This window comes from Methanobacterium formicicum, from assembly GCF_029848115.1.
Lineage (GTDB): Archaea > Methanobacteriota > Methanobacteria > Methanobacteriales > Methanobacteriaceae > Methanobacterium > Methanobacterium formicicum.
Map to the genome: position 1 here is coordinate 35001 of NZ_JARVXG010000032.1, position 14266 is coordinate 49266.

The 14266-nt window shown below is 40.8% G+C and carries 15 protein-coding genes (1 of these 15 running past the window's edge); 7 read left to right on the forward strand and 8 right to left on the reverse strand.

The window, feature by feature from the left end:
* The 3 genes from QC759_RS02825 to QC759_RS02835 form a co-directional block, all read left to right on the forward strand.
* Positions 1-442, forward strand: the final stretch of a protein-coding gene (locus QC759_RS02825) for a roadblock/LC7 domain-containing protein (RefSeq protein ID WP_048072184.1). The gene continues 1070 nt to the left of window position 1, outside the view; the window shows 442 of its 1512 coding nt (coding positions 1071-1512); its start codon lies off the left edge, out of view; the stop codon is at positions 440-442.
* Between the two features lie 275 nt (positions 443-717).
* Positions 718-1683, forward strand: coding sequence for a replication factor C small subunit (locus tag QC759_RS02830; RefSeq protein ID WP_048072185.1), 966 nt, complete (start codon positions 718-720; stop codon positions 1681-1683).
* On the forward strand, positions 1684-3267 hold the full coding sequence (locus QC759_RS02835) for a replication factor C large subunit (RefSeq protein ID WP_048072186.1): 1584 nt from the start codon (positions 1684-1686) through the stop codon (positions 3265-3267). It abuts the gene before it with no gap.
* Between the two features lie 71 nt (positions 3268-3338).
* On the opposite strand, the gene QC759_RS02840 is transcribed toward QC759_RS02835, so the two are convergent.
* The 4 genes from QC759_RS02840 to QC759_RS02855 form a co-directional block, all read right to left on the reverse strand.
* The gene (locus tag QC759_RS02840) at positions 3339-3908 is read right to left on the reverse strand and encodes a hypothetical protein (protein ID WP_048072187.1); all 570 of its coding nucleotides are present in this window, start codon (positions 3906-3908) and stop codon (positions 3339-3341) included.
* Positions 3909-3988: 80 nt separating this feature from the next.
* Positions 3989-5338, reverse strand: coding sequence for a magnesium transporter (locus tag QC759_RS02845; RefSeq protein ID WP_052399946.1), 1350 nt, complete (start codon positions 5336-5338; stop codon positions 3989-3991).
* A gap of 122 nt (positions 5339-5460) precedes the next feature.
* Complete coding sequence (locus QC759_RS02850; protein WP_048072189.1) at positions 5461-5898, reverse strand: Lrp/AsnC family transcriptional regulator; 438 nt, start codon at positions 5896-5898, stop codon at positions 5461-5463.
* 197 nt (positions 5899-6095) lie between these two features.
* Positions 6096-6668, reverse strand: a complete 573-nt coding sequence (locus QC759_RS02855) for a potassium channel family protein (protein WP_171824089.1) — start codon at positions 6666-6668, stop codon at positions 6096-6098.
* A 473-nt stretch (positions 6669-7141) separates the two neighbouring features.
* Here QC759_RS02855 and QC759_RS02860 point away from each other — a divergent pair, with 473 nt between their 5' ends.
* Positions 7142-7795 carry a pectinesterase gene (locus tag QC759_RS02860; protein WP_048072191.1) on the forward strand — a complete coding sequence of 218 codons (654 nt, stop codon included), beginning with the start codon at positions 7142-7144 and terminating at the stop codon, positions 7793-7795.
* Between the two features lie 121 nt (positions 7796-7916).
* Here QC759_RS02860 and QC759_RS02865 read toward each other — a convergent pair whose 3' ends face one another.
* Positions 7917-8636, reverse strand: coding sequence for a hypothetical protein (locus QC759_RS02865; RefSeq protein ID WP_048072192.1), 720 nt, complete (start codon positions 8634-8636; stop codon positions 7917-7919).
* 149 nt (positions 8637-8785) lie between these two features.
* Between QC759_RS02865 and QC759_RS02870 the strand changes: the two genes are divergently transcribed.
* Entirely contained in the window at positions 8786-9718 is a 933-nt protein-coding gene (locus tag QC759_RS02870) for a hypothetical protein (protein ID WP_048072193.1), read from the forward strand.
* Between the two features lie 111 nt (positions 9719-9829).
* Here the strand turns inward: QC759_RS02870 and QC759_RS02875 are convergent, their stop codons facing one another.
* Positions 9830-10705, reverse strand: coding sequence for a DUF368 domain-containing protein (locus QC759_RS02875; protein WP_048072194.1), 876 nt, complete (start codon positions 10703-10705; stop codon positions 9830-9832).
* 150 nt (positions 10706-10855) lie between these two features.
* Between QC759_RS02875 and QC759_RS02880 the strand changes: the two genes are divergently transcribed.
* Positions 10856-11473: a DedA family protein gene (locus QC759_RS02880; protein ID WP_048072195.1), complete on the forward strand. Its 618-nt coding sequence runs from the start codon at positions 10856-10858 to the stop codon at positions 11471-11473.
* A gap of 178 nt (positions 11474-11651) precedes the next feature.
* On the forward strand, positions 11652-12605 hold the full coding sequence (locus QC759_RS02885) for a zinc metalloprotease HtpX (RefSeq protein WP_048072196.1): 954 nt from the start codon (positions 11652-11654) through the stop codon (positions 12603-12605).
* A gap of 170 nt (positions 12606-12775) precedes the next feature.
* On the opposite strand, the gene QC759_RS02890 is transcribed toward QC759_RS02885, so the two are convergent.
* Together QC759_RS02890 and aroD are read right to left on the reverse strand one after the other, a co-directional pair.
* Complete coding sequence (locus QC759_RS02890; RefSeq protein ID WP_048072197.1) at positions 12776-13417, reverse strand: S24/S26 family peptidase; 642 nt, start codon at positions 13415-13417, stop codon at positions 12776-12778.
* The gene (aroD, locus tag QC759_RS02895; RefSeq protein WP_048072198.1) at positions 13418-14092 is read right to left on the reverse strand and encodes a type I 3-dehydroquinate dehydratase; all 675 of its coding nucleotides are present in this window, start codon (positions 14090-14092) and stop codon (positions 13418-13420) included.
* Between the last annotated feature and the right edge of the window lie 174 nt (positions 14093-14266).

Below are 14266 nucleotides of genomic sequence, written 5' to 3' on the forward strand. Positions count from 1 at the left end.
AATCCCGGATGATCCTGAAAAACGTGCCGATCTCATACTGGAAATTTATGAATACATATTCCTGGCCATGTCCCTGGGAGCAGCCAAGATCATGGGAGTGGCACCCGCCCGAGGACTCACCAAAAAATTCCTGCCCTTTGATAAATGTAAGAGACTCCTGGAAAATGTGGATCTCAAGAGCAACGCCACCATTGACTTTGCCCAGATCAAAGAAAATGCCCGGGAAATCCCCATTGAAGAACGCGAAAAAATATTTATCCAAGATTTCAACCGCATAATAGAAGTCATTACGGAAAATTATGGGAAAGTAATGGGATATGAGGCATTCCGAGCTATGGTGAGGCCTGAATTCATGGAAATCAAAAATTCCTATGGAGAAGCCATGGATAAACTGGATATCAAAGGAAAAATGCATCCAGAAATTGCTCACCTGTTCTCCTGAACCCTGTTAACCAGTTTAATGTTTTTTTAAGCCAAAAATCAGTTACTGACAATACCCCTACAACATTAATATTGGAAACCACACTTTTTTTAAAATTAAGTTGATTTGATCCCGGTTAAAAAGTTAAATAACCCGGATTAATCTAAATTTTAAACCTTTTTAAAATAACAGTTACATATCAATAATCATATTATCCCCACAAAATTAGAAAAATTACCTTCACAAAATATTTAGAAATAAGAACAGTTTATTAGAAATTAAAACGGTGATAAATTATGAACGGACCATGGGTGGAAAAATACCGACCACAAAACCTGGATGAGGTTGTGGGTCAAGAACACATTATACAAAGACTCAAACAGTACATACACGAAGAGAGCATGCCTAACCTCATGTTCACTGGACCAGCAGGAGTGGGAAAAACCACCACGGCCATTGCCCTGGCCAAAGCCATGCTGGGGGAATACTGGAAGCAGAATTTCCTGGAACTGAATGCCTCTGATGCCAGGGGTATTGAGACTGTGCGTAAGGATATTAAGAGTTTCTGTCGGTTAAAGGCCGTTGGCGCACCCTTCCGAATTATTTTCCTGGATGAAGTGGATAACATGACCAAGGATGCCCAGCACGCCCTTCGCCGTGAGATGGAGATGTACACCAAAACATCATCTTTCATTCTTTCCTGTAACTACTCCTCCAAGATCATTGATCCTATCCAATCCCGGTGTGCCATATTCAGATTCGCCCCTATCAAAGGTCACCAAGTTATCCAGAGATTGGAAATAATAGCTAAGGCTGAAAACGTAAATTACACTCCTGGAACTCTGGAAAGCATTGTCTACTTTGCCGAGGGAGATATGCGCCGGGCAGTAAACATCCTGCAGTCCACCGCATCCATGGGCGAAGAGGTGACTGAGGAAACCGTCCATGATGTGGTTTCCAAGGCCAAACCAAAAGATGTGCGTAGAATAGTGAACATGGCACTGGATGGAGATTTTATGGGTGCCCGTGACCTTCTACGGGAGGTTATGGTGGTTCAGGGAACCAGTGGAGAAGATATGGTTACTCAGATCTATCAGGAAGTCTCCAGAATGGCGGTAGACGACCTTATTGCCAGTGATGAATACATCAAACTGGTGGAAAATATTGGAGAATACGACTTCCGAATAAGGGAAGGGGCCAATCCGCGTATACAGTTGGAAGCTTTATTAACCAAATTTTTACCAAAAGAAAAGGCAGATTAGATGTTGTGGACTGAAAAGTACAGTCCCCAGACCATGAAAGATGTTCTGGGGAATAAAAAGGCCATTGAAGAGATTGAAAATTGGGTAGAAAGCTGGGATCATGGTGAAGCCCAGAAATGCATCCTCCTGGTAGGACCACCCGGTACCGGTAAAACCACTCTGGCCCATCTGGTTGCCCGTGAGTTCTCGGACCACATAGAACTCAACGCCAGTGACAAACGATCCTACGACATAATAATGAACACCATTGGCGAAGCATCAGCTTCTGTCTCCCTATTCGGGCAGGGGGGTCGTAAACTCATAATCCTGGACGAAGTAGACGGTTTACATGGTAACGAGGACCGGGGAGGGATACGGGCCATAAACAAGATCATCAAAGAGGGCCACCATCCCATGATCATGATGGCCAACGATCTTTACAGTAAACGTATCCAGAGCCTTAAATCCAAATGTCAGTTGATAAAAATAAACAAAGTACATACCAATTCCATAGTGGCTCTTTTAAAGAGGATCTGTGTCAAGGAAGGGGTGGATTTTGAGGAACATGTTCTCCGCACACTGGCCAAGAGATCCCGTGGAGATTTAAGATCAGCCATAAACGATCTGCAGGTCATTGCCCAGGGAAAGGATTCAATCACCTCTGATGATCTGAAAGCTGTGGCGGAAAAGGATGATATCAACAACATCTTCGATTCAGTGCGTACTGTGCTTAAAAGCAAAAATCCCAAGAGAATCAAGGATGCCCTGCGCCTGGAGGCCGATCCGGGTTTCATACTGGAACAGATAACTGAGAACATTCCCCGGGAGTATGAAAGGCCAGAAGAAATTGAAAAAGCTTACGATGCCGTGGCTGAAGCCGATGTATATTTAGGTAGGGCTTTCCATACCCGGCATTATGGTTACTGGAAGTACACCTATGACCTGATGGGTCTGGGGGTGGCTCTGGCCAAGGATGAAACCTACAAGAAGTTCAGCCGATACGCCAGTTCCACATTCTACAGTAAACTATCCAAGAACCGGGCAAAACGGGACTTGAGAGATAGGGTGGCCACTAAAATGGGAGCCCGGCTCCACACCTCCCGGAAGGTGGCCATTGAGAATTTCCCTTACTTTGAGATAATGTTCCAGGGGGATGATCTGGCCCGCGAACTAGCTGAATACTTTGACCTGGACGATGCCGAGGTTAAACAATTTAGAAGCAGGAAGATAAAGAAGAAAAAGGTAAAGAAAGTTACCAAGACCAAAAAACCATCAGAAACCAAAAAAGCCGCTAAAGAGTCAACTCCATCCACCAAAAGTTTATCTTCCTCAAAAACTTCAGAAACAGTTACAGATAATGAAAAGGTTACCGGTAAAGAAAGAAGGTCTAAAGACACAGCTTCATCTGCAAAGAAGGTTTCAAAAGCAAAGGACTCTAAAAGCTCAGTTACGCCTAAAGATCCAAAAACAAGTACTAAAACTACTAAACCCCGAAAAAGGAAGAGTACTCCTTCTGAAAGTGCAGAATCTGGAGATAAAGATGATTCTGGAAAGTCGGAGTCCAAAGAAAAGGGAACCCAAACCTCCTTGTTTAGTTTTCAATAAAAAAAAATCCCTATTTTTTTATTTTTCCTTTCTTATTTTAAACAGGACTTTTTTTTAATAAACGGTTTTTTTTAATAAACCGTGAAACTGTTTACAATCTTATCCATATCTGCTTTGTTCTGATTCAGGTGACCCTTTTCCTGTGAAAGGAAAGTTATTTTATATAATTTTCCATTTTTAACAAATACTATATCAATTGACTCTGATACGAACTCTCCATCCCTAAATCCACTGTAGTAATTTAGTGAATCAATTTTATAACCGGTAGCGTTAGCTATTTGAATGGTTTCAACCGTGTAATCTGCACTGTGATTTCCCGTATTTTTAGGTTCCAGTTGCTGAGCTTTTTCATAGGCAGATAAATTAGTATCAACAGGTTTATAGACTATTACCTGGTCTCCATTTAGAAATTTGGCGGATACTATGTAAGAATAGTTATAACTACTGTTGTAGGAATGGTCCATCTTGTTAATATGTGCGAAATCATACAGGAAATTGTGAGAAAAGGATAGGTAGTCGCTTTTGTAGGAAAACCCATTATCAGTACCATAAGCTTCAAAGGGATGCAAATAACCAGAAATTAAACCATATACAGCTATAATAATAACAATACTCACCCATAACATCCTCACTTTTTCCATAGGCTCACCAATTCAACTTTCTTAACCCCAAAAAACCCAAGTCATATGTAACCAGCAAATTCATGTTTTTTAAACCCCTTTTAAACCGCAGCCCCCAATGTAAACAGTACCATCACCACCAGGAAGGTGTTGGCCACCGGATCAGTGATGCTGGTGGATAAGGGTATTACTATGTTATCCGGATCCAGGCCTCTACGGTAGGAAAATGTGTTCAAGTAGAAGGCAATTAGGAGCATTATGGGAGTGAGCATTAATCCCGCGGTGGTACTGATGAATACCATTTTATCCAGTCCCACTGATCCCGCACCAAAAAACAGTGATCCCAAGTAAGCCAGAATACCTATCAGGGGATAAATGATTATGGCCAGGATTATGATTATGGCAAAATTCCTCATTGCTCCTTCTGTAGGCCTCAAGGACGATTCTATGGAACCGATGTGTAATCCTGAAGATAACCGGGCCCCCAGGATGCTTACCAGGTCTCCACTTTCCCCGGAGAACAATGGGACCAAGGCTAGAATCCCAGGACTGCTTAAAATGGCTGAAAAGCTGCCGTTTAAGATGGTACCCGCAGTTGTTCCAAATATTGAGGATAGAAACAGGGTAGGGGTGCTGTGTATGATAATTTTCTTAAGATGGCTTCCCCTTTTGATTCCATAAATAAAGCCCATGATTCCAATTACAATAAATATTGCAAATAGAACTGTTTCGGTATACCCATTTTTTATCCATAACAGTAACTGTACAGCCAAAAGGATTGAAGGAATGGTAAAAAGGTCTCCAGAAGCTGCAATTAATGGAGTGGTTACGTTATCAGGGTCCCATCCATTTTCATAACTTTTGATGGAGATCAAAATGGTGGCCGGTAGAAGCAATGCCCCGGAAAATATTCCTCCCAGCACGGAGATAACAGTGAAATCCACGATGCTAATGCTTTCAAATCCCAGAAGAATGCAGAAAGCTTTAGCTGCAAATGCTAGGAAAATAGACATTATAATGGTTAGAATTATGGCCGAAATGATGTTCTGGTTTAAAACGGGTGATTTTTTCAGTTCCGGGGTTAAGGTACCAATATGGAGGTTTGAGCCTAATCTGGAACCTAATGCACCGAATATGTTCCCTCTCATCCCGATTGCTCCAGGGATAAGAACCAGAAGCCCCGGGAGTATCTCCAGAGTATTGGTCATTCCACTCAGTAGAATACCGGCGATTAAATCCCCGATAGCACATATAAAAAGAGCGGTGAATGTTTCCCCTAAAACCCGGGATACATCTTTGAAAAAATTAGTGAACTTATTGCTTATGGTAAACGGGACCTGGAGAAGTTGTAAAGACCTTTTGGAAACTAAGACAGCTAATCTTACCATCAAGTCGAGAATGATGTGTATTGAATCGCCAATCCTCTTCAGTAGTTTCTCCGTCCATTTCACCTAACCACCCTAAAATTACAGTAATGGCTGATTTTACGAAATCTTGTACCAACAATTGTTTGAAATCATTACCATTACTGATTATAACTTGATTTTCCGACATTTCTATCTTTTTTCATCCATTAAAGTGCTGGAATGTCCTCTTTAACTCTTTCCATTACTATCATTTCAGTCAAATCTTCAACACCGTCAATTGAGCGGACTTTTGAATTTATCAATTGATTTAAGTCCTCAATGCTCTTTACCCAGACTTTAATTAGAATGTCATATTCTCCAGATACACTGTAAACTTCAGACACTTCCGGAAGCCGGGAGAGTTCCTCTTTAACCAATTCATGTTTTTCAGACTCGGTCTGAATAATGATTATGGAAGTTATCTCCAGTCCAATCTTCTGCCAGTCCGGTATTAGAGTGTAACGTTTTATTATGTCTTTTTCCAATTTTTTAAGTCGATTAGATATGGTTGCATCGGGGACATCAATCTCTTTTGACATCTGCGATATTGTAATCCTCGAATTTTTAATTAAAGAACGGAGTATAGCTAAATCTACATCATCCATTTTTTCCAACACCTTATCATAATACAAAATAAGATATATCCACAGTACTTATAAAGGTTTGGGAATATTACCAAAAATATTAAAAAAAATGAGTATTTTTCTAAATTAACCGCCAGGATTTAGAAATTTCTAAAAATTTAACTTAAATAATTGTGAAAAAAATAGTTTAATAATGGATTAGATAGACTTCCACCCATCTAATCTTCTGTAAATTCTTCATATTCCAGATCTTCTAGCTTGGTTTCCCCACTGGCAAGTTGTGTGAGTAGAGATCCTCCAGTTTCATTCCCCTTGACTATTAGTGCATCTCCGGCAGAAATCATGGTGTTTTTGTCGGGTCCATAGATCCAGGATTCATTTCTCCTTATGGCGATAACTGTCATTCCCGTCCGGGTAGCAAGTAGAAGTTCTCCTAGAGATTTATCAATTAGCTCGGATCCCTCTGAGATTTTTACTCTCATTATGACTTCATCTGACTCTTCCATAACCATTTTGAAAACAGGGTGTGGTTTCATACCTTTTAAAACCAGGTCAGCTATATCTTTTGCAGAATCAGCTATGGTTTCTGCTGCTTCCCCCACCTCAAGGAGGGCAGTTAATTTTTCGGCATCCTCCACTGTCCTGGCAGCCAGGAGGGATTCTTTCTTAATTTCGTAATTAAGCCTATTAACTTTATTTTCAAGTTTTATAACTTCTTCTGCAGCATCTTTACTATTGAATAGTAATGCAGAATAAGCTAAATCAACCATTAATTCGGACATGTTCTTCATTTCAATTAAAATGTCCTTAATACTTTTAGGCACCTTTCATCCTCCAGATATTCTAGGTCTAATAAAAATATAATGTAAGTAGTATAATGTGAACACTTTAAAAACTTTTTTCATTAATCTCCCAAAAAACAGAGATATTTCAAAAACCTGATCTAAACGATTCAATATTTATATCCAAATATAAAAAAATAAAAAAAGGAAAATGGTTTTAAACACTCCCAGAACCTCTGTAATTTAAAAATAGCTGCTTTATTACGTGGATCATAATTTTAAAAGGATAACTGATTATTTTTTTTAATCTATCAAGGTAAAGCACATCAAAATAGGATAATAAATAGTTTCCACGTTTTTATTACGCGAACAAACAGCCAAAGTTATTAATCATAACAAACATTGATCATATAAAATATCATGAATAGGGTTACAGATAAATCATCCATTCATGGGATAATAATATTGAAGGGGAGCAAAACATGAAGAAGTCTAATTTTAAGTGGGAAAAAAGACTAGTGTGTCTATTAGTAGTGGGTATGGCCCTGATAATCACTGCCGGCTCATCATTTGCCACCAGTACCATCTATGTCAGCACACAGGGAAACGATGCATGGAATGGCCTGGCAGCTAACTACGATCCAGCAACAGGAAACGGGCCTAAAGCATCCATACAAAACGCAATTGACACAGTATCTGATAATGGAACAGTATCTGTGGCTGCAGGAACCTATTATGAAAACCTGTACATCAACAAGGATGTTTATCTAATGGGAGCCAGTCCTGACAGCACCATCATAGATGGTATGGCCAAAAATAGTGTTATAAGATTATTCGGATCTACCATGGAACCATTTAACCAGTTTGACCTTACCGTAAATGGATTCACCCTTACCAACGGAAACGGAACTTATGGTGGTGGAATCTACAATTATGGAGGCATTCTATTCCTGATAAACACCAAAATCACCGACAACCACGCCACTAACGGAGGAGGCCTCTATAATTACGGAACTGCCAGTGCAGACAGTGCAACCGTAATCACTGACAATACACCAGATAATCTTTATGGTTATCCCCTCACACCTCTGACCTCCAATGACCTTTCACAGGATGTACTCCCCTCAGTTGGTTGAATGGTGTCTTAAATAAAGGAGTTATATCCGATTCATAAATTTTTTTATCGAGAAAAGGGTTTACCTTTTCCTTTATTTCATTTTTTCAAAAATAGAAGTTTTATGTTGTTTTTAGATTACCTCAATCCCTCAAGTTTTCCTGAGAAATATAAAACGCAGAGCGCATCATCTTCTCCCTTACATCAGGAATGAATCCCTCCAGAAACACCAGCATCTCTCGGGGAAGGCTATCTTCATGTTCAAAACAACATTCTAAACCTTCAATCTTAATCCATGACTCAATCCATGATATTGGAACATTTATCAAGGGATAAATCAGCTTCAGCCCTCCGTTAACAGTTTGAGAACTTAAAAGCTCCAATTTCTCCCCTTCAAGCATGAGCTCTAATATGTGTTCTACCTCCCCATCCAGGGTGAGGGGCAGTGCCACACTACCGGCACCTATCTGTTCCCCCTGAAACTGGAAAGAATCTACCCAGTCATCCCTCTTGCCCTCCTGATCCCTAATGAACAACTCCACCCCATATTTACGGGTGTAGGGTTCCAGAATAGTATACAATGTAAAATTAACACAACTTCCAGAATCAAAGAGTAATATCTTATCACGGGGGTTCAGCGCATCTTTAAGCACCCTTGAGGCACGGGTGCAGATCTTCTGGAATATCTTGGAACGATGAACCTCAAAATTGGGATACTCCCCTAAAAAAAGTTCTTCCTTTTTGCGTGAAAACCGGGATAATTTCAGATTGTTAATGTAAACCCTCTCACCAACTATACTGACAAATCTGGTTTCCACACCATTTTTCTGGAGGAATCGGACCACTTCTTGTTTCATTGTCATGAATTATAACCTGCAATTTTTGGTCATTACGAGAATTAGGTGACCTAATGTATTATAATGAGTTTTTTATTAAGGGGATTAGATAAACTTATACCCAGACAGGTTATGTAACCAAGATTGTTAGGTAAACAATTTTAGAGGGGCTTGTTATGTTTAAGATCTTCGGACGTAAATCTGATGAGAGAGGAGAGGGGGAATTTCTGGAAATAGCAGTAACTGAACCAGTGGACTGTCTGGGTGACTTTACCTTCAACTTCCACTGGCAGCACCAGGGGGAGAAACTGGACCCCAGCTGGAAGATCCCCGGGAACGATTTAACCTTTGGGGAAGTGGTGGATCATCTCAAAAATGGAGGTAATGTCCGTATTAATGGAGATGCCGGTCATCGCCTGGGCAGCAGTATGGGTGTGGACCTCCAGTACTTCGGGGGAAGCGGCAGTGACCTCCCAGTGGGGGATATTTATGTGGAAGGGGATGTAGACACCCGTATGGGAATAAGCATGACCCGGGGCAGCATCTATGTAAAGGGTCAGGTAAAAGAGCCCATGGGGAATGTGGTTGAGGTTAAGTCCCGTCAGAATGGCTACCGGCAGTTTAGAAGTATAACCGATATAGTGTCCAATGGATTGGATGGTGACAAAGTAATAGGTTGCCAGTTTGCCGGGAAGAAGTTCATAATCCATGATGGTACCGTAAAGGACACGGTGGGGGCCCGTTTAAATGTTGATGTGGACATAGTTAAAAAGGGAGATGTTGATCTTTCCACTGGCATACTCATGCGCCAGGGAAGCATCCGAATACAGGGAAATACTGGAAAAAACACTGGGGCGCTTTTAAACGGTGGCACAATAATCATCGAGGGAAATACCGACGATTTCACGGCTATTGATATGATAAAAGGAACTATTATTGTTAATGGAGATGCCGGTAAGTTTTTAGCCGCCAACAAGAAAAATGGAATGATTCTAGCTAAAAAGGGAAGTCCAATCCCACCAGCAAGTGAAAAATCTCTCCAGAATGAGGATCAACAGTTACTGATAAGTAATGGTTTTAATCCCCATGATTTTAAGAAGTTTGAGTAAATATATCTTAAGTCTCTGGGAAAATAAGAATTGGCCGAAAATACGGATTATATTATAATTTAAAGTTATAGGAAATTATTATAAAAGAAAAAGAGAAGCAAATGCCCTTTTTTAGGCCTCCCAGTGAAGATGATGCTTTTCGAACTGTTTTTCCAGTACTATCACCAGGATAAACCCCACTATTCCGGCAATGATTACCGGGATAAATGAATCCATAGTGGTGGTAATCTTCTCATAGGGTAATCGCAGGGTTCCCACCATTAGACCCACCAGGAAAGCCATGGTCACTGATTTATGGTGCTCCAGAAGATAGTTCAGTATACGTGAGAATGATAATATACCAATCAAGGCACCCAGACAAAAGGTGAAAATATCCGCGAATTTAAGCTGGTTTAAGGCCGCCAGCATGTATTCGTACTGGTTTAGAAGGAGCAGCAGAAATGCTCCCGAGATACCTGGAAGAATCATGGCACATATGGCCACCATTCCCGACAGGAATATTATGGGTAGGGTATGATTGGCCTGTATGGGGTTTAATCCCACAAAGATTATGGCAAAAACCAATCCAATAAGCAGAAATACAATGTTTTTTAAATTGAGCTCATCAACATGTTTGTAAACAAAACCTGCCGATGCTAAGATAAGGCCAAAGAAAAAGGCAAATGTAGGTGCAGTGTACACCGTTAACATTACAGTCATGATCTTGGACATGGTTAAAACTGCCAAACCTATTCCTGCCAGTAAGGGTATGAATAAATTGAAATCCCATTTTTTCAGTTCTTCCTTGGACCTGGCAAAATCACCCTTCAGGGCGGCTATTAAAAAATTGGCGTTTATCTGGCTGATAGCATGGACCAACCTCTGGTAAATACCGGTGATCAGGGCCATGGTCCCCCCTGAAACTCCGGGGATCACATCGGCGGTACCCATTAATAATCCACGTAGAAATATTAAAATAGTATCCCGGTAAATCTTTATTTTACGCATGAAATATCTCCTGTGTGTCAAATTATAATACTGAATTAGTTAACTTGCTTGATTATTTATTTAAATCTATTAAATATTCAATTATCCTTAATCTATTAATAGATTATCCAATTGATAAAATTTATAAAAACACCAGAGGTTTGTTTTTTAATGTTCAGTTTAGTAGAATTTTTAAGCCAAACAGCAATCCATTTAATAGAATCATTAGGTTACTGGGGTGTTTTCCTGGGTATGACCATTGAAAGCGCCTGCATACCCCTCCCCAGTGAAATTATAATGCCCTTTGCCGGTTACGTGGTGTGGGAAGGTAAAATGACCCTCTGGGGAATCACCCTGGTGGGTGCCCTGGGAAACCTTTTCGGTTCACTCATTGCCTATTGCGTGGGACTGAAGGGTGGGAGACCGTTACTGGAGAAGTACGGTAAATATATTCTCATAAGCGAAAGTAAACTGAACCTGGCTGATGAATGGTTTGAAAAATACGGTCACGAAGCAGTGCTCATCAGCAGAGTACTCCCTGGAGTCCGGACATTTATCTCTCTTCCAGCGGGAATTACCCGTATGGATCTGAAAAAATTTATCTGTTACACCTTCTTTGGATCCATTCCCTGGTGCCTGGCCCTGGGATATGTGGGAGTACTTATGGGCCCCAACTGGACAACCTTAAAGGGTTATTTCCATTACCTGGATATCATCGTAGCTATTGGTGTTGTGGTGTTCTTAGCATACCTTATTTACCATTACCGTGGGAAAGAACACATTGAATAAACCAGTCCTACCATTTTTAAATTTTTAATTACCCTAAAAAAGTCAGCTGCAAATTTTTTTATGTTACGTATTAAATCCTATTTTTTAAAAAAATTGATATATTTATATAGTAGGATCCTTACTATTAATCGCTGAATAAAATAAAATCAGGAATTATTATGAAGGCAGGTGTATATAAGTGAAAAGATTTTGGCTAACACTGCGCATTTGGTTAGCTACTGCACTGCTATTTGCTGTGCTTTATGCCATAATAGCGGTTATTTGCACATTTTTGGGCTTTGGAACACCCTTAATATTTGCCATAATGTCAATTGTGGTGGTGTTCGCCCAGTACATGCTAGGTCCCTCCATGGTGGAACGGGTTATGCACGTGCGTTACGTGTCACCCCAGGAAGCACCCAATCTACATGCCATGATCGATGAACTGGCCATGAACGCCGGAATACCTAAACCAAAGGTAGGTGTGGCGGAAACCACCATCCCCAATGCATTTGCATTCGGAAGAACCAAAAAAGATGGAAGGGTCTGTGTCACCCGGGGTATTCTGAACATCCTGGATGAAGAGGAGTTAAAAGCAGTTCTAGGACACGAAATTAGCCATATACGTCACAATGACATGGCGGTTATGACCCTCATCAGTGTGGTGCCCCTTATCTGTTACTGGATATTCATCAGCACTCTCTTTGGAGACAGTGACAGTGATGCCGGAGTAATTGGAATCGTAGCCCTGGTAGGATATCTATTGGGTCAGTTACTGGTCCTTTTCGTGAGCAGAGTCCGGGAGTACTATGCCGATCAGGGAAGTGTGGAAATTGGGGGTAAACCCCACAAGCTGGCCAGTGCCCTTTACAAACTGGTATACGGATCAGTTAACCTGGATAAAAGACAGGTAAAGGAAGTGGAAGGAGTTAAAGCATTCTTTGTCAACGATATCTCCGATGCCCACAATGAAATAAGTGATCTTGAACAGCTGGATCTGGATATGGACGGAAGTATCAGCGAAATGGAACTAGCCGAACTCCGTAACATGAAAACCAGCATAGGCACCGGTAGTAAAATCATGGAATTACTTTCCACCCACCCTAACATGGTAAAACGGGTTAAACGTTTAGCAGAGCTAAGCAACACCTAATTACCATCCATTTTTTTATTTAAAAACAAAGTTCCATAAAAACAAGAACTAAATTTTGACCATTTAATTGATATAATTATTCAGAATTCCTAATTTTATAAAAAAATAACTAATTTCATAAAAAAAGAAAAATAGAGTGATGAATCCACTCTAAAACCAAAAATTCGAAGTTAATACTCTTTTACTATCCCCACCACATCGCTTCGAGGAAGCCAGGTGTCCAGTGGTCTTTTTTCAACGGTAACTACTTGTTTCACCCCGTTTATTACTCGCACCTGGTTGCTGACTATTTCCACCTGACGGTTGTCACTTTTAAGGTAAACCTGGCTGCCGTTGAGCTCAGCCACCCTCTTTACAATGAGATTGTATTCCGGGTGCTTGGCCACGACCAGATCGCCGACTTTAAAGTCACTGGTCTTCAACACGATTATTTCCTGTCCATCCTGCAGTGTAGGTACCATGGATGTTCCTTTAACTGTGGCCGGCATGGGTAGCTGGTTTTCCCCAAACTGGGATGTTACCTTCACTTTTACCGTGTAGTTGTATTTGCTGGCAATGTTCTGCATATCGGTCTGTATGGAGCCTACGCTACTATCCACATCCTGAACATCCACCAGGGCCTTTTCCTTCATTTCATCCAGCATGGCCTCCGGAACAAAAAACGATGAAGTTTTAATGGTCACGGCAGTTCCATTGGTATCCACCGTGATTCCAGTGGCACTGGAAGGGAGGGACATTATAACTGCAGCACCGGCTACCAGTAAAACTACCAATAATCCAATGAGTCCCAGTATTCCAATTTTGGCTTTCAATTAATAATCACCAGCCATTAGTGTGTCAATAATTTCCTTTGTATCGTTAAGATCCAGTTGTCCCGGTGCAGACCCACCATCCAGTGATGCATAGGTGAGTGGAGATCCTAAAAGGGGTGCTACTACCCGGGTGTATCTGCCCAGTTCCCCCATTGCTATGCCAATGGTGTTATCATTCTGGTTTACTACCTCCAGTACATTTAGGGTATCCTGCCTGTTCTGGGGCATCACCGAGAACTTGGCTATGGCTCCCAGTTCCCTCTCCCTCCTTACAATTTCCAGAAGTTCGTTGCGGGGAGGAGTTCTCTCAAAATCATGAAAAGATATAATAGCTGATTTAGTGGCCCTAATGACTTCAGAACGTAATTTTTCATTGGTTTGAAGTTCAATATCCACATAGTCCGCATAATCGGCAGCTTCTACCAGTATACCAGTTCTTTCCGATTCAGATCCCATGAAGTATCCTCCCTCTTCTCTCATTCTGTTGGTGGCAATTATAGGATGGTTTATTTCCTCCATTAGATGGGTTACACTTTGTGGATCATTATCCAGAAGGGCATCAATGCGAAGTTCCACCAGGTCAGCACCCAATTTAATCGCCTCTGTAGCCACTTTCAAAACATCCTCTCTGTCTTTTTTCAGTATGGGAACACAGATTAATGGTTTCGGAGTCATTATCATCCACATCCGGGACATATAATAAATTTTTAATATTTTTTAGAACATAGGGAATTCTATATACTGAAACGGGTTTAAAATATTCACCGCAATGTTATTTATTCGTCATCCTACTAAAAAAATATTTGTAAGATTTAAGAGCTGGCTCTGTCAAAAACTTGGGGGTTAAAT